Origin of the sequence: Clostridium sp. KNHs214, assembly GCF_000744935.1 — a bacterium.
Lineage (GTDB): Bacteria > Bacillota > Clostridia > Clostridiales > Clostridiaceae > Haloimpatiens.
In genome coordinates this window covers 106,281-122,737 of sequence record NZ_JQMW01000004.1, presented here as the reverse complement: position 1 = coordinate 122,737, position 16,457 = coordinate 106,281, and the positions used below count along the sequence as shown (strand labels likewise).

General features: G+C 34.2%; 14 protein-coding genes. All 14 read left to right on the top strand.

What is annotated here, in order from left to right; translation table 11 throughout:
- The first annotated feature begins 11 nt into the window (after positions 1-11).
- Positions 12-335 carry a hypothetical protein gene (locus CC89_RS00765; protein ID WP_035287972.1) on the top strand — a complete coding sequence of 108 codons (324 nt, stop codon included), beginning with the start codon at positions 12-14 and terminating at the stop codon, positions 333-335.
- A 68-nt stretch (positions 336-403) separates the two neighbouring features.
- On the top strand, positions 404-529 hold the full coding sequence (locus tag CC89_RS20915; RefSeq protein WP_286161267.1) for a hypothetical protein: 126 nt from the start codon (positions 404-406) through the stop codon (positions 527-529).
- A gap of 19 nt (positions 530-548) precedes the next feature.
- The gene (locus CC89_RS00760) at positions 549-3,119 is read left to right on the top strand and encodes a phage tail tape measure protein (RefSeq protein WP_035287970.1); all 2,571 of its coding nucleotides are present in this window, start codon (positions 549-551) and stop codon (positions 3,117-3,119) included.
- Positions 3,119-3,826, top strand: a complete 708-nt coding sequence (locus tag CC89_RS00755) for a distal tail protein Dit (RefSeq protein WP_035287969.1) — start codon at positions 3,119-3,121, stop codon at positions 3,824-3,826. Before CC89_RS00760 ends, CC89_RS00755 begins: the two co-directional genes overlap by 1 nt.
- On the top strand, positions 3,826-5,730 hold the full coding sequence (locus CC89_RS00750; RefSeq protein ID WP_051931355.1) for a phage tail spike protein: 1,905 nt from the start codon (positions 3,826-3,828) through the stop codon (positions 5,728-5,730). Before CC89_RS00755 ends, CC89_RS00750 begins: the two co-directional genes overlap by 1 nt.
- Positions 5,717-6,739, top strand: coding sequence for a hypothetical protein (locus CC89_RS00745; RefSeq protein WP_035287966.1), 1,023 nt, complete (start codon positions 5,717-5,719; stop codon positions 6,737-6,739). The genes CC89_RS00750 and CC89_RS00745 overlap by 14 nt, the downstream gene beginning before the upstream one ends.
- A 23-nt stretch (positions 6,740-6,762) precedes the next feature.
- Positions 6,763-8,430: a hypothetical protein gene (locus tag CC89_RS00740; RefSeq protein WP_035287963.1), complete on the top strand. Its 1,668-nt coding sequence runs from the start codon at positions 6,763-6,765 to the stop codon at positions 8,428-8,430.
- 63 nt (positions 8,431-8,493) lie between these two features.
- Positions 8,494-8,904 carry a phage holin family protein gene (locus CC89_RS00735; protein ID WP_035287961.1) on the top strand — a complete coding sequence of 137 codons (411 nt, stop codon included), beginning with the start codon at positions 8,494-8,496 and terminating at the stop codon, positions 8,902-8,904.
- Positions 8,897-9,571: an N-acetylmuramoyl-L-alanine amidase gene (locus CC89_RS00730; protein ID WP_035287958.1), complete on the top strand. Its 675-nt coding sequence runs from the start codon at positions 8,897-8,899 to the stop codon at positions 9,569-9,571. Before CC89_RS00735 ends, CC89_RS00730 begins: the two co-directional genes overlap by 8 nt.
- A 79-nt stretch (positions 9,572-9,650) precedes the next feature.
- Positions 9,651-10,940: a recombinase family protein gene (locus CC89_RS00725; protein ID WP_035287956.1), complete on the top strand. Its 1,290-nt coding sequence runs from the start codon at positions 9,651-9,653 to the stop codon at positions 10,938-10,940.
- On the top strand, positions 10,885-12,216 hold the full coding sequence (locus CC89_RS00720) for a recombinase family protein (RefSeq protein ID WP_035287954.1): 1,332 nt from the start codon (positions 10,885-10,887) through the stop codon (positions 12,214-12,216). Before CC89_RS00725 ends, CC89_RS00720 begins: the two co-directional genes overlap by 56 nt.
- A 269-nt stretch (positions 12,217-12,485) precedes the next feature.
- Positions 12,486-13,730 carry a protein NO VEIN domain-containing protein gene (locus CC89_RS00715; RefSeq protein ID WP_035287952.1) on the top strand — a complete coding sequence of 415 codons (1,245 nt, stop codon included), beginning with the start codon at positions 12,486-12,488 and terminating at the stop codon, positions 13,728-13,730.
- An 85-nt stretch (positions 13,731-13,815) separates the two neighbouring features.
- Positions 13,816-15,477 (top strand): hypothetical protein, encoded by a 1,662-nt coding sequence (locus tag CC89_RS00710; protein WP_035287950.1) that lies wholly within the window; start codon positions 13,816-13,818, stop codon positions 15,475-15,477.
- 123 nt (positions 15,478-15,600) lie between these two features.
- Positions 15,601-16,110, top strand: a complete 510-nt coding sequence (locus CC89_RS00705; protein WP_035287948.1) for an RNA polymerase subunit sigma-24 — start codon at positions 15,601-15,603, stop codon at positions 16,108-16,110.
- The last annotated feature ends 347 nt before the right edge of the window (positions 16,111-16,457 follow it).

Below are 16,457 nucleotides of genomic sequence, written 5' to 3'. Positions count from 1 at the left end.
AGTGATATTGATTGAAAGCATCAGAACTTAAAAACAAAGGGATTAAATTCATATTAGGTGATAAGGAATATGAACTGAAATTCAACATGAACACTTTCTGTGAACTGGAAGAGGTTTATGGAGATTTGAATAAAGCCTTTGATGATTTGCAGAATATGAAAGTAAAAGCTATTAGGGCTTTGATATTCGCAGCAGTAAAGGTAGTAGATGAAACAGCTACATTAAAAGATGTAGGTGAGAAACTTGGGATTAATGATCTTGAAAGATTAGGGATAGCCATAAATGAAGCATTGAGTACAGCAATGCCCGAGGCTGAAGAAAATATGGGGGAATAGATAGCCACACTGGTTCTAATTCATGGGACTGGGAGTGGCTTTTCTATTTGGCAACCAATCTACTAAAAATGACAGAAGAGCAGTTCTGGAACAGTACTCCTAAAAAGTTACAGGCTCTTTTTAAGGTATATAAAAAGGTCAATGGATTAGAGGAACAAGATGGTTTTGATAACATTGACAACATTTTGTTTTAGGAAGGAGGTGAAGGAATAAATGGCTACTGGTGGTAACACAGTTGTTGCAAGAGTAGGTTTGGATGATAAGGGCTTTCAAGATGGAGTTGCTAAGATTCAAAGAAGTCTTAAGGTAGTGAAGAGTGAATTTGCAGCTGCAAGCACCAAAATGGGTGACTTTGGAAAGTCTACCGAAGGACTGAAATTAAAGGCAGACAGTCTAAATAAGCAGATGGAACTTCAAAAGGCAAAAGTTGCAGCACTAACAAAGAGTTACCAAGAAAGTGCTGATAAAAAAGGTGAGGATGCAAAAGCCACCGAGAACCTCAAGATAAAGCTTAACTATGCTATTGCTGAAATGAACAAGATGGAAGGTGAACTTTCTGATATCAATAATCAGATAGATGTTCAAAGCAGCGGATTTACTAAGTTAGGGAAGAGTCTTGAAGGTATCGGTGGCAAAATGAAGAGCATTGGTGATGGCTTTTCTAGTGTAGGAAAGAACCTTTCTATGACTGTAACAGCACCCATTGTGGCAGCAGGAACAGGTCTATTAAAACTAGCTACTGACTTTGAAAGTGCAAATAATACAATTCGTATTGGAACTGGAGCAACAGGTGAAGCATTACAAGATTTGAATGATGATTTTAAAGCAGTATATACCTCTGTCAATACGAATATCGGTGATGCAAGTCAGGTTGTTGCAGACCTTAATACTCGAACAGGACTTTCGGGAGAATCCCTTCAAGAACTATCTACTCAGATGTTAAAACTAGCTAAAATCACAGGGGAGGATATCAATAGCCTTATTCCTGCCTCTACTAGAATGTTTCAAGATGCAGGAATTGGAGCAGAAGAATATGCCGATGCTCTAGACTATACTTTTAAAGTTAGCCAAAGCACAGGTATAGGAGTCAGCAAGCTTCAGCAATTGATGACACAATTTGGTGGACCTTTAAGACAGATGGGCTTTGATTGGCAGACATCAGCTGCAATGCTAGGTAAGTTTGAAAAAGAAGGGGTTAACACTGAACTTGTTGTTGGTTCTTTAAGAATTGCTCTTGGTAAAATGGCTAAGGAAGGTATTAGTGAACCCAATAAAGCACTTGCAGAAATGATTACTCGTATAAAAGAGGCGGGTACTTCTGGTGAAGCCAATGCAATGGCTTTAGAGATGTTTGGAGCAAGAGCAGGTCCAGATATGGCTGCTGCCATTAGAGAAGGAAGGCTTAATCTTGATGAATTAATTGCAAGCATAAAGGCAAGTCCAGAGACCATAGAAAAGGCAGCTAAGGATACGGAAACTGTAGCAGATAAGTTTGCAGTACTTAAAAATCAAATGGCAGTGGCATTAGAACCACTTGGTAAGAGACTTTTAGATGCTGTAGAAGGGGCTATGCCTGCAATTCAAAAACTAATACAAGGAATCACAAGTATTATTGAAAAGTTTAATGCTCTTTCACCAGCGCAGCAGGATATGATTTTAAAACTTGCCCTTGTGGCAGCTGCCATTGGACCAGTATTAACAGTGGTAGGAAAGTTAGTATCCGTAGGAGGAACTCTTTTTTCTACCTTTGGGTCAATATCAACTGCCCTTGGAGCGGCAGGTGGAGCAAGTGGAGCCTTAGGTGCTGCTTTTACAGCACTAACAGGTCCTATTGGAATTACTATTGCAGCTATAGCAGGACTTACAGCTATATTTGTAGGTCTATACAAAAACAATGAGGATTTCAGAAATGTTGTAAATGAAACTTGGAATGAAGTAAAGGCCATCATAGGAACAATTATTGATGCTTTGAAAGTATTATTTGAGGCTTTTATCACTTTTGCAATGGATATATGGAGTAAATATGGTGATGACATTGTAGCCGTTATTTCTTCAGCCTTCGAAATCATTTCAAATACTGTAAAGACTACCCTCAATGTAATTAAAGATGTGATTAAGATTGTTACCAGTCTTATAAAAGGAGATTGGCAGGGTGTCTGGGAAGGAATAAAAAATCTTACCAGTGATTTATGGAATGGTCTTAAAAATATTATCAAAAGTGCCCTTGATTTTATAAAGAATGTTGTTTCACTTGAAATGAAATTTGTACAAAATCTTATATCTGGCATTTGGAATGGAATTAAGAGTGTCACAACCAGTGTGTGGAATGGTATAAAATCAGCGATTGAAACACCTATTACTGCTGCAAAAAACACTGTAAAAGGTGCAATAGATTCCATATATAATTTCTTCTCAAGATTAAAATTGCCTGAGATTAAGATACCAAAGATAAAGCTTCCTCATTTTTCACTTAAAGGGGAATTTAGTTTAGCACCACCAAGTGTACCAAAGCTTAGTGTTGATTGGTATGCAAAGGGTGGTATTTTTAATAGACCGAGTATTATAGGTGTTGGTGAAGCAGGAACTGAGGCAGTTCTTCCTATTGACCGATTAGATGATTTAATGGCAAGAGCACTGGAGAAAGTGAAAGGTGGTAGTTCAGGTGGCGGACTTACCCTTCATATAGAAAACTTCATCAATAATACAGACAAAGATATTGAGCAACTTGCTTATGAGTTAGAGTTCTATAGGCAAAGAGTAGCAATGGGAAGGGGTGGTGCGTAATGCTTAGTTTTTTATTTGAAGGTAAGGATAGTTATTTGGATTATGGAATTATCATTAATACAAGACCCACCATTCCTGCTCCAAAGAGAAGAGTAAGTTATATCGATGTTCCAGGTAGACATTCAAGACTTATTTATGATGAGGGGACTTTTGAGGATATTACCATTGGGTTAGAGTGTACTGTGAAGGATAAAGAAAACCTTGCTCTAAAGATTGATGAAATAAAAGCATGGCTCTTTGGGATAGGAGAGAGTGACCTTATTTTCAGTTTTCAGTCAGATAGGAAATATAGAGCACAAGTTGTAAATAGCATTGATTTTTCTCAAGTTTATAAATACACCTCAAGGTTTCCTATTTTATTTAATTGCAGACCCTTTAAGTATGCAGTTCAAAATAGTACTCTTACTATTACTGAAAATGGAACTAGTATCACCAATCCAGGAACCATTGAAAGTGAACCGATAATAACGGTGTATGGTATAGGGGATATAACCTTAACTATTAATGAAAAAAATATAGAATTAAAAGATATGACTTCAAAGATAATTTTAAACACAGCACTTAAAGATGCCTATGATGAAAATGGTAATAGTATGAATTCTAAGATGATTGGGGAGTTTATTACCTTTGTACCAGGAAATAATCAGATTCAGTGGACAGGAAACGTTGAGAAAATTGAAGTCATTCCAAATTGGCGGTGGCTATAATGATTACGATTTATGATAAGAAAACCAATAAGGGTAACTTCGATAACAATGGACTTGCAATACTTGATGAATGCATTAAAGCTGAAATAACTGAGGAGTTAAATGGAGAGTACAGCTTGTATATTGAATATCCAGCTAATTCTAATAAAGCTAATTACATTTTAGAGTTTAATATTATAAAGGCTGAAGGTCAGCTTTTTAGGATATATAAAGTGGAAAGAGAACAAGAGAATATAAGAAAGATTAAAGCCTGGGCAAGACATATTTTTTATGACCTTGCTTTTTATTTTATAGAAGCAGTAAATCTTATTAATGCTAATATGAAAGAGGCCCTTGAAGGTACCATTCCACCAGAGGCCCAGGTTGTATTTAGTTTTATGGGACCAGAAAAGAATATATATCCTGTAAAAATGAGAAACGTTAATGCCCTGGAAGCATTGTTTAGACTGCTTGAAATATACGGGATGGAATTGAAACGAAACAACTTTAGTGTTGAAGTATTGGAAAGGTTAGGTCAAGAAAAGGACATCACTGTAAGATATGGCAAGAACATAAAAGGACTTAGAGCTATTATTGATACAAATGAATTTGCAACAAGAATATACCCTGTTGGAGAGAATAACCTGGTCCTTCCTGAGAGATATGTAGAAGCAGATAGTAGTATTACGGATATTCTGCCTTACCCTATCACAAAGAAGGTTGAATTTAGTGGTTGCAAAGACCAAGAACAATTAAGGGATTTGGCTCAGGAGTATATTAAAAAGGTGTCCAATCCTTTCATAAACATTACCGTGGAGTTTCTAGAACTTAGCAAAACAAAGGATTATGAAGAGTATGCAAGCCTTTTTAACTTAGAACTTGGAGATATAGTAACTGTAAAACATGAGAAACTCGGCATTTATTCAGAATTACGGGTTATAAAAATGGTCAAGGATTTACTAAGACCTATAAATACAAAAGTAGAACTTGGTAATCCATTAAATACTATAGTAAGTAAATTGGATCTTACAAGTATAGTAGAAAGACTAGAGAGTAAAATAGAAGGTGCTCAGAATGCAGTAATCCTGAAGAAAAATAATGAGAATATCATTATTACAGCTACTTCCTTTTATCAAGCAATTGCTGTAGGAATTTCTGCCCTAGCTGATACAAACCTGACCTGCAATTTAATTATAAATGGTAGTGCTAGTGCAGACCTTATCCTCTATTTGAAATTTTCACTTGATGGAGAGTACTACGAATTTCAGCCTAGTCAAAACCTAGCTTTGGGGGAGAACATTGTTAACTTAACTATTCCAATACCTCAAGTAACAGCGGGAAGTCATGCTTTTGTGGTAGAGATGAAAACATCAACAGGAAGTTTTAATATAGAGAAGAACAATCTTCAAGTTATGATAGAGGGAAGGCATCTTGAAGGAGGTCTCAGTCCAAGTCTGCCAAGGGCAGAGGTAATGCAATTTATTTTATATGCATTGTTTCTGAGCAAGATAAGTAGCAATAAAGATAATATGAAAACAGAAATTAATATAGAGCAAGTACCTAATAAAGAAGCACAGTTTGCTGAACTTATAAGCTATAGCGAAACCTTAAGTAAAGACCCTACCAACATAAGCACATCAATCAATATAAATATGGCTGTGGCTGGAATTAGTCAGAGGGCCTACTATGAATTTTATCAAAACTTAGTTGTTGATAGGTGGGTAAAGCATTTCAGTGAACTTCAGAATCAGGGAGATGGAACATGGGAAACGGTGAACTATATAACCGTTACTGAACTAACAGATATCCGGGAATCTGAACAGTACAGTTCTTTAGGAAATGGTCTAGTTTACGAGACGACATTTGGAGATAGAAGTGAGTATAGTGAACTATTAAGTCTAGCTTTTACATTTGATAATCAGTAAGGAGGTGGAGGTTATAGCAAAGATAATTAATGAAGTACTAGAAATGAGAAACTTCACTACAGAAGGAATAACCGTAACTGAAGCCTATACCTTACCTTCGGGAGTAAGAAGTGCCAGTGTTGAGATTTGGGCTGCTGGAGATTTTAGTTCAAGTTCTGAATATATAATTGCCAAAGTTGATGGAGTTCAAATTGGAGGACAGCTAAGTACTGGTAGTGATGGTTCAACGATGATGAATGTTTTAACTTATGACTTAACCTCATTAGTAGAAGGAAAGCAAACAATAGAATTAAGTATAACAACATCCTCATCTATGAATCCAGGGGTAGGAGTTGGTGGCTCTACCTCATGTTGGGTAGATTGGCGTTTTACTTTTGAAGTTTCTACAGCAAAATTACTGATAGAAGATGGAACAGAAATTAAGGCTTGGAATGCTATTAATAGTTCTTATGAAAAAGTTGGTGATTTACCACTAACTGAAGATATGTTTACAAACTTTGGAATGGAAGAACTGCCAGTAAGTTTTGAAGGAATATTAAGTAATGCTCCAAAGCTTCATTTATATACAGCTGATGCCAATGTGACAGTTTCACCGGAGTTGTATAAGGTTGAACTAATAGAAAAGAAAAGGAGTCTCCCAAAAGTTGTTATTGAAAATATGGGAAGAACACTCCAGCAAACAATTGGCGACATTATTGTTGATGACCTTGTTAGTGGAACAGGAGATTTACAATATGCATTAAGTAAAGATAAAGTTACCTGGTATGCCTTTGATGCCCTGAACACAATATGGCAAGTTGTAGATGTTACAAATGATATGGACTTTGCAAATAAAGGTATGAGAAAAGCTGATTTTTCAATTATAAAGGATATCCATTACGGAGAAATATTTGCTGCAGGAGATACATTGTACTTGACTTTTAGATTTTACAAGGGGACTGAAGGGGATGAGTGTAAATTCTTAGGGGTTAGAGTAAACTACACTTCTCCAATTCAGATGATTATTTAGCTTAAGGAAGGAGGTAGAGGATTATGGGAATTAGAGAAGTTATTAGCTACAACAAGGACTACTTAACTGGAGAAATCATAAGTGATAAAAAGAATAAAGAATACAATGGAATCAAAGGAAAAGTTCTTCTAGAAATATTTAATGCCAAAACAAATGAAAAAGTTAAAGAAGCTTACACCGAAAATCTAATACCAGACTTATATTTTAAAGATATCTTTTTTAGGAATTTTGTTAACGGAGTTATGGGGTCGGGGAATTCTAGAAGTTCATATAATTATGATTGGTTTGATTACCTTTACTTAACTGACCATGATAAACCAGAAACTGCAAATGAACAAAGAGTAATGGGAAATGTTATAGGATATGCTCATAGGAATAGTACCTATTCTGGAGATGACACTAGAAGAGGAACGATAAATAGAGCTGAAACTCGCTTTGAGATTACTGATAATAAAATAAGGATAAATTTTGTTTTTGACTTTCCAACCCATGCTGCCAATGGAACTATTGAGAGTATTTATTGGGGCGAGAGTGACCCTGACAATAAGGATTACTTCTACATTGGTTCAAGCTTATATGGTAGGGAAACTGGTGATACGGACTATGCATTAAATAGTACTACAAATCCAAGCAGGTATTGGGCAGTCTACAGAATGTTCGACTATGCTAGAAGGATAATGTTTACTAGTCCGTCAAAAGGATGGGTTCTACTGGATGGTAAAGATACTAATATAACTCAAACAAGTTATATTCAATTTCCAGAACATTTAAAAGGTCACTGGTTAATGATTCCTTTTGATCTTAATATAAATGATGTAGCTATTTGGGAGCAAACAGTAAAGCTTTTAAATACTGATGGAAATCCCTTAGTTGTAGACAGTGCTGACCCAATTAAAAAGTATGATGGTTTGAGCGGAGGATGTCCTTACATTCAACCCGATGGAAATCTTGTGTTTATAGGGTATTATACTTACAGTGTTAATAGCGAGAATATGCTGAGGATATATAAATGGAGCAAAGTTGGGGTTCAACTAAGCTTTGTGGATATAAATATGAGTCAAGATTTTAAGGATATAGATTACAATATATTATTCTCTTATAGAAGCGTATCCGATGATGGGATTTATTTGGATGGGTGTCTTGATATAATTGGATACACCTATAGAACAGATGAACAGTATAATGAGAGTATTTACACAAGCAGATGGATAAGAGTTGATGCATTAGGTAATAAGGTTCAAGATATGAACATGAAGCCAAAGATAGGAAATTCTAGTTGGTTTGCAAAGATGGGTATGGATAGCGGAAATATTGAAAGAAGAGTGAGGATATATAACTTTTATAGAAGTGCAAATAGAATTTATCTGTATTATAGCGGTACCCAGGGAGGAACAAGTTTTTACCAAGTAATTACACCTCAAGGTAATCTTCTTGAACCTTATAAGATGTATTTTGGGTTTAATAGTGAAAGCTATACTACGTACCACAATATATTGGGAACAGATAGATGGATTAGCAGATACTATGGGAAATATGATGATCATTTATTAATCCAAAATATGCTAACAAGCAAACCAATAGGTGCCCACACAAAACTAACGTTACCTGTTGAAAAAACAGATGCTAATACTATGAAAGTTCAATACATGTTTGAAATTGACCTTGTTGATTACGGGGAAGATTATTTCTAAAGCCAAGACCTAATTTATAATGAAGGTCTTTTTATTTTGCTAAAAAAGGAGATGAAGATAACTATGAAAGATGTATTAAATGTTATTCAAATGATTATTACAGCCATTGGAGGTTATTTAGGGTGGCTATTGGGAGGGGTTGATGGGTTCTTGTATGCTTTGATAGCCTTTGTAACTATTGATTATGTAACAGGGATTATGTTAGCAATACTACAAAGAAAGCTTTCCAGTGACATAGGGTTTAAAGGTATTTTTAAAAAGGTACTGATATTTACAATGGTAGCAATCGGTAACACCATCGATGCCTATATCATTCAAAACGGTAGTGCTATTCGTACAGCCGTTATTTTTTTCTATCTTTCCAATGAAGGTATAAGCATTATAGAAAATGCTGCAAATATAGGACTCCCTATACCACAAAAGCTAAGGGAAGTATTGGCTCAACTTGGAAAGGAGGATAACACGAATGAGTAAGATTGTATACTTAAGTCCATCAACCCAGGAAAGAAATATTGGCTATGGTAACTATGGTACAGAAGAAAAAAGGATGAATGAAGTAGCTGATGTAGTTCAGAAGATTTTAGTAGAGCATGGAATAACAGTCTATAGAAACAAACCAGAATGGAATCTAGGGCAGGTGGTAAAAGACAGTAACTTAAAGAAACCTCACCTTCATTTTGCTATTCATTCTAATGCAGGTGGTGGCAGAGGTGCTGAAATATATGCATATTCCCCAGGCGGAGAAGGAGAAAAAGCTGCTAGACTAATTTATAAAGAGATTGAACCATTAACTCCAACAGGTGATAGAGGTGTGAAGTATAATCCGAGGTTCTATGAATTGAACTCAACCAATTCACCAGCTGTCCTTGTTGAAATAGCATTTCATGATAATAAAGATGATGCAGAGTGGATTGTGAAAAATATAGAAGTTGTAGGTACTGCACTTGCTAAAGGAGTACTAAAACACTTTAATGTTTCCTATAAAGAATCATCAGTCCCACAGGAACAACTAACCGGTGGCCAAACCTTATATAGAGTGATGGCAGGTTCCTATGGGGTTAGAGAAAATGCTGAAAACCAAGTAAAAAGATTAAAGAAAGCAGGCTTTGATGCTACAATTATGATTTTTAACAAGGAATAATCCAACCGTTAATAGCTTGACTTCTATCAAGTTTAGAGTGATATATAGTAGTATCAAATGATAGAAAGGGGTGACTAGAGTGCGTGTAAGGATTATAGAACCGATAAAGAAGGTTCAAAAGGCGAAGAAAAAGGTATGTGCCTATGCAAGAGTTTCAACTGATACTGAGAAACAAGGTGAATCCCTAGAGAACCAAATACAATACTATGAAAACATGATATCAAGCAATCCTGAATATGAATTTATAGGTGTGTTTGCAGATAGAGGAGTTACAGGAACTACTGAAAATAGACCAGAGTTTCAAAGAATGCTTCAGCTTGCAAGAGGAGGAATGGTGGATTTAATCATTACAAAGTCCATCTCAAGATTTGCAAGGAATACAGCAATCATGCTACAGAGAGTAAGGGAACTAAGGGATTTAAGAGTAGAAGTAAGATTTGAGAAAGAAAATATAAATACATTGTCAGGGGACGGTGAGTTAATGCTTACCGTCCTCTCTTCATTTGCACAGGAAGAAAACAAAAACGTAAGTGACAATCTTAAGTGGAGAGTAAGAAAGAAGTTTGAAAAAGGAGAGTTGATAATTAATACCACAAGATTTCTAGGCTATGACAAAGATGAATATGGAGATTTGGTTATAAACAGAAAAGAAGCAGAAGTGGTTAGAAGAATTTTTACAGAATACCTAAGTGGGAAAGGGAGCTTTACTATAGCTAAAGGGCTTAACAAAGATGGAATTCCTACCATAGGAAGTGGTAAATGGCATGATACCACCATTCTAGGGATTTTAAAGAACGAAAAATACAAAGGTGATGCCATACTTCAAAAGTATTACACTCCAGACCATTTAAAGAAACACTCTGTAAGAAATGATGGTGTAATTGACAGCTATTATATAGAAGATAATCATTCTGCTATTGTTCCTAGAGAGATGTGGGAGCAGGTTCAAGAAGAAATTGAGAAAAGAGCAAAAGCCAAGGGAAATATTGCAGGAGAAACAGATAAGTACACAAAGAGGTACCCACTCACTGGAATGCTTTATTGCAGTAAGTGTGGCGCTACTTTAAGACGTAGAACTTGGAACAGCAAGCATTCATGCAGAAAGATTGTATGGCAATGTAGTAACTACATTAAAAACGGAAAAGATGCCTGCCCAGGAACAAAGATAGATGATGAGGTTATAAGCAGGCTTAATATAAAAGAAGAAACTATTGTAAAGGAGGGCATAAAAGATGGCAAGAAACATTACAGTTATACCAGCAAGAGCAAGCAGGCAGAGCACAGCAGAGAGACTAGAGCCACAGAAAAAGAAAATGGCAGCATACTGCAGAGTGTCAACAGACCAACTAGAACAGTTATCAAGCTATGAAGCACAGGTAAATTATTATACTACTTATATTGAAAATCACCCAGATTATGAGTGTGCAGGTATTTATGCAGACGAAGGTATATCAGGTACCAACACGAAAAAGAGAGAACAGTTTAATAAAATGATTGAAGATTGTAAAGCAGGTAAAATAGATATGATCATAACCAAGTCCATATCAAGGTTTGCAAGAAACACACTTGATACTTTAAATTATGTTAGAATGCTTAAGGAGCATGGAGTAGGAGTGCTTTTCGAGAAGGAGAACATTAATACATTAGACTCAAAGGGTGAGGTACTCCTAACAATCTTAAGCTCCTTGGCCCAAGATGAATCGAGGAGTATTAGTGAGAACTCAACCTGGGGAATTAGAAGAAAATTTGAACAAGGCAAAGTCTTTGTAAACCATAAAAAGTTTCTAGGATATGATAAGGATGAAGAAGGAAATCTTATCATAAATGAAAAGCAAGCCAAGATTGTAAGAAGAATTTATAAAGATTATCTTGATGGTAAGGGTTCAAATAGAATAGCAAGAGAGCTAGAAGATGAGGGAGTTCCTAATTGGAATGGAAAGGCTAAATGGTATGAAAGTAGCATAAGAAAAATGCTAAGCAATGAAAAATATAAGGGAGATGCCTTGCTTCAGAAGACATACACTGTGGATTTTCTTACAAAAAAGAGAGTAGAAAACAATGGGGAAGTTCCTCAGTATTATGTTGAAGAAAGTCATCCCGCAATAATTGATAGAGATATGTGGGAGGCGGTTCAGCTTGAGATAGAGAGAAGAAAGGCCTTCGCTGAAAAATATGGGATTAGCAAACTTGATTATGCTTCACCTAATAATCCTTTTGCAGGGAAGATAATATGCGGTTGCTGTAGCAGTCCTTTTGGAAGGAAGGTATGGAATTCTAATGATGAAAGATTTAGAAAGATAATATGGAGATGCAATAACAAGTATAGAGTCAAAGGGGAAAAGGGGTGTAAAAACAAGCATATAGATGATAGAGTTTTACATCAAACATTTATAAATGTTTTCAATGCAATGATTGAGAACAGGGATTATTTCATGGAAAAATGGAAGGAGCACTTAAAGAGCAAGAATGCTTTGGTAAGGTACAAATCAAAGGAATTGATTGGAATTCTGAAAATCGCAGAACCAATAGAAGAATTTGATATGGATTTATTCATTAGTATTATTGAGAAGATGACTGTCTTTGAGGGGGAAAAAATAATTGTAACATTGCTTGATGGTACAGAGATTGAATGTGAAATTGAATAGATTGGAGATATACCGGTTGGGGTGAATTTTACCTTGACCGGTGTTTTTTGATTGGATTGAATATTCTGCCAAATAATGTTATAATTTAGTCTTAAAAAGATAAAAAACTATTGATTACTTTTGGTGCTTAGTGCAATCATTTTTAAGAGATTTGGGGAAATAAGCAAATAACTTCAAGCAAAAAATATGGTTATAAATTCACTGAAATTGATCATGTGGAATTATGTACGCATATTTTTATACGAGTCTATGGTGAGGGAGAGATTATTATGGATATAGCTTATCAAGTTCATATAGCAGGTTTTGAAGAAAGTAAATTTTTAGATGTAGATAAGGAAAAGGAAATAGAAGAACTAAGAGTTAGATTTGTTGCCGATTACTCCAAAGATTCAATATTGAACATGAAAATAGATGAGTATATAAATGGCAAGGGTGACAGAAACACGTTTTGTAATAGAATAGAAACGGAATTGAGAGACTTGGGTAATATGAAAGGTGCTTTTGCTACAAAGTTTGGGGTTTACTATGGCACTTTTGGTGCAGATACGGAGAAAAAATATAGAATTGTTGGTAAATGGGGGGACACAGTAGAAGAAGCCTTTGAAGCAATTAAAAGAGAAATAGTTAATTTAATTGAAGCGGGTGCCATTAAAGATTTCGATAAGATTAATAATAACTTAATATCACCAATGCTAAAAGGAAAAATACTCTCTATATACTATCCTAACGATTATCTCAATATTTTTTCCAGTAGTCATTTAGATTTCTTTATGAATCAGTTAAGCTTAGGACTTACAAAAGGGATTTCTGAAATTGATAAGCAGAAAATAATCCTAGAGTATAAAAATAATGATCCCATAATGAAGTCATGGAGTATATATAAGTTTGGAAAGTTCTTATATTATTTATTTGGAAGCCCTACCAATAATAAAGTTAAAGGTGTAATTGATGTTGATAGTAATAAGCCAATGGTAGAGGTATTTTCGGGTATTAGTGATGTGAATTACACAATTATTGAATTAAGGCCTAAAAGCATTCCAACAACTAAATCTACTTCTACAAACAATAGTGGCGGAAAAGTGGACTTTGAAGAGAAGAATAGGAATAATAAAAGACTAGGAGATAGAGGAGAACTAATAGTTTTACAGTCTGAAATAAATAAGCTTAAGACTTGTGGCAAGAGAAATCTTGTAAAAGCTATTAAACATATCTCAAAAGAAAATGATGCGGCAGGTTATGATATATTATCATTTGATGAAAATGGTAATGAAATTTATATAGAAGTAAAATCAACTAGAGCAAAACCAGGAGATGCTAATTTTTACTTGACAGCAAATGAGTTAGAACGAGCAAAAAATGATATTAACTACTGGGTGTATATAGTTTTTGAAGCTAATTCAGCTAATCCTAAAATATGGAGAATCAATAATCCGTTTGAAAATAATAAAGATGAGATTAGTTTAGTGCCAGTAGCATTTAGGGTTCGAATTGGTGTGGAAGAAAATTCGTACTAGAATCTATAGCAACTTTTATAGATAGAAATGAAATCAAATTACAACTTATGTCGGTATAAGTTAATATGATATTGGGGGGAAACTATTGAATAGTAATGAATCATTTGAAGAATTAACCTTATTTCTTTCCGATTATGAAGTGAAGTTATCAGAAAAAGTATTTGATAAATGTGTTTGTACAATAGAATTTGTAAAAATTATTGATTATCTATATTTGACTAATTTACGTAACAAAGATAAATTGAATAAAGCTTTAACAGCATATTATTTAGGAGCTTGGCCAAATATTTTAAATATATGTTATGAAGATTTTAGACGTGATGAGTATCCCTTGTTTACAACAAGTGGTGAAATAGAACGCTTTAGTCATCAGGTATTTTGGTTATTTTCAAAGATATGTGCTATAAAAAAATTACTATCAATGACGAAGTATAACCTTATAGGATTGAAGAAAATCAAGGATAAAGAGTATGAATTTAATGTTATGGTAGAAGGTCATCCTATTGAACAAGAAGAAAGAAATGACTATTTTAAGTTTATGGAGGAGCAACCTAAAGTACTAGCATTTACGGAGAATATAGAAGATGTCCATAAAATTATGGAGAAAATGGTTTATTTATATAAAAATCATTATATAGGATATTCAGCAAATAAAGAGATAGATGATTTCTATTTAGTTTTAGGTACTTGTATTTCTGATACATATTGGGGTAAGCATGATTTTCCTGAAGATGCTATGTTTGGGGGAGTAAAATATGTGGACTACATAGCAAGCATTGTTGTTTTTATTGGTATAACTTTAAAACACTTAGACTTTTGTGATTTGCTGATTAGACAGAATCCTAATATTAAATTAATAGATATTCTTAACGTATTTCATACTATAGAGGAAGAAATAGAAACCTTAACTACAGCATTAAATATTTCTGAGGATACAGCAAAAATAATAATGGATGTTTTGACTTATAATCAAAATGATTTGTCTGATTCAGTTGACAATTTTAACAATACATATCCTATGTTTTTAAAAGTTGCAAACAAAATGTTATTAAGAACAAATTTGGCATTTTTAACAGATCCATTTATGTGTTTGTTGCAACAACTAAGTAGAAGGTTTCCAAGGGATTGGAGCCGAGAAATAAACACAAGGGAACAGATTTTTAGAACTCAACTATATGATACTATTAAAGATAGTGGTATCTTTATAAAAATTGATAAAAATATTAATATATATGAAGATAAACGACGACTTACAGATATTGATGCTTTAGTTATCGATACAGAGTCTAAAACAATGGCAGTATTTCAATTAAAGTGGCAGGAGCCATTTGGTGGATCTATGAGTGAAAGGAACAGTAAAAAGAATAATTTTATTAACGCAAGTAATAAGTGGATAGATGATGTATCAAAGTGGTTATCGTCAAGTACTATCAAGGATAAGGCAGATGTGTTTGGAGTTAAAAAAGAAGTATTAAATGGAGATTGGAAATACAAGTTTTTCGTAGTAGGAAGACACTTTGCTCATTTTTCAGATTGCAACCATAATAATGAGAAAGCTGCATGGTGTAATTGGTATAAGTTAAATGAAATATGTAAAACACTTGAAAATGCAACATATGATAATTATTTTGAAACTCTATATTCAAAAATAAAGAGCGAATATGAAATAGCTAGAAGTAAAAAAGCTGAGATAGATAGTGATTGTATTGAACTTGAGAATTATAAATTTTTTTTAAGGAGCAATTAATTCTTTAAATTCTCTATTACAAGAATACCTACCTAAAAAATAAGTAATGAAGAATAAAATTCTTGACACATAGTTGATTTAGAGCAATTACTAGACTACTATTTGTTAAGGAGCTGATGTAAGGTGACTAATGAGCAAAAAGAAAAAATCAGACAATTGAGGCTAGAGGGGATAGGATATAAAAAGATATCAGATCAAATAGGACTATCAAGAGATTCTGTAAGAGGTTATTGCAGGAGACATGGACTAGATGGCTTTGGTGAAGAACTAGCCTTAAAGCGAAAGATATTGATGCAGGAAGAATTTATATATATATTCTGTCCTCAATGTGGTAAAGAAATAAAGCAGAATGCCAAGGGGAGAAAGAGGAAATACTGTTCCATGGAATGTAAAAGGAAGTGGGACAAAACTCATCGTAAAGCTTTTAATTTAAAATGTTCCTACTGTGGAAAAGAATTTAAGTCTTTAGGTATTAAGCACCTTAAGTATTGCTGTAGAGACTGTTACATTAAAGATAGATTTTGGAGGAAAGAAGACGCTAAAGAAATCGCTGATAAAATCTTAGAATTTAAAAAGGTTAGTAAACTACCTAAATGGCTTAAAGAACTGCTACTTGGAGATGAAGAAGTATAAAAATAAGAGGGTATATTTCGGATATTTGCAACATGCAAAATGAAGAAATAAAGAAAGGTGGGTATTGCAAAATAGGTAATATAGCCAATTTTAACCCAAGAACCCCCTCTTATAAAAAGACCTAGGGGGTCGAATTATTATTTTTGAGTATTTGTATTTATAGCTTGTCTACACACATGTGGAGACTGTGGTGAGCTTAACTAAGAAAATCAAGGGTTAAGCAATTTAGATAGGTTGAAATATATGATTTTTCCACTATTCTTCCAAACCACTGAAATTTGCACTAATTCATGGTGGAAGCCTCATAAGGGGTGGAAATATCTAAAAAAATCAAACAAAAACTAGAG

Coding starts and splice junctions, on each gene's coding strand:
- CC89_RS20915 (WP_286161267.1), top strand. CDS start 404: ATGACAGAAGAGCAGTTCTGGAACAGTACTCCTAAAAAGTTACAGGCT.
- CC89_RS00760 (WP_035287970.1), top strand. CDS start 549: ATGGCTACTGGTGGTAACACAGTTGTTGCAAGAGTAGGTTTGGATGAT.
- CC89_RS00755 (WP_035287969.1), top strand. CDS start 3,119: ATGCTTAGTTTTTTATTTGAAGGTAAGGATAGTTATTTGGATTATGGA.
- CC89_RS00750 (WP_051931355.1), top strand. CDS start 3,826: ATGATTACGATTTATGATAAGAAAACCAATAAGGGTAACTTCGATAAC.
- CC89_RS00740 (WP_035287963.1), top strand. CDS start 6,763: ATGGGAATTAGAGAAGTTATTAGCTACAACAAGGACTACTTAACTGGA.
- CC89_RS00735 (WP_035287961.1), top strand. CDS start 8,494: ATGAAAGATGTATTAAATGTTATTCAAATGATTATTACAGCCATTGGA.
- CC89_RS00730 (WP_035287958.1), top strand. CDS start 8,897: ATGAGTAAGATTGTATACTTAAGTCCATCAACCCAGGAAAGAAATATT.
- CC89_RS00720 (WP_035287954.1), top strand. CDS start 10,885: ATGGCAGCATACTGCAGAGTGTCAACAGACCAACTAGAACAGTTATCA.
- CC89_RS00715 (WP_035287952.1), top strand. CDS start 12,486: ATGGATATAGCTTATCAAGTTCATATAGCAGGTTTTGAAGAAAGTAAA.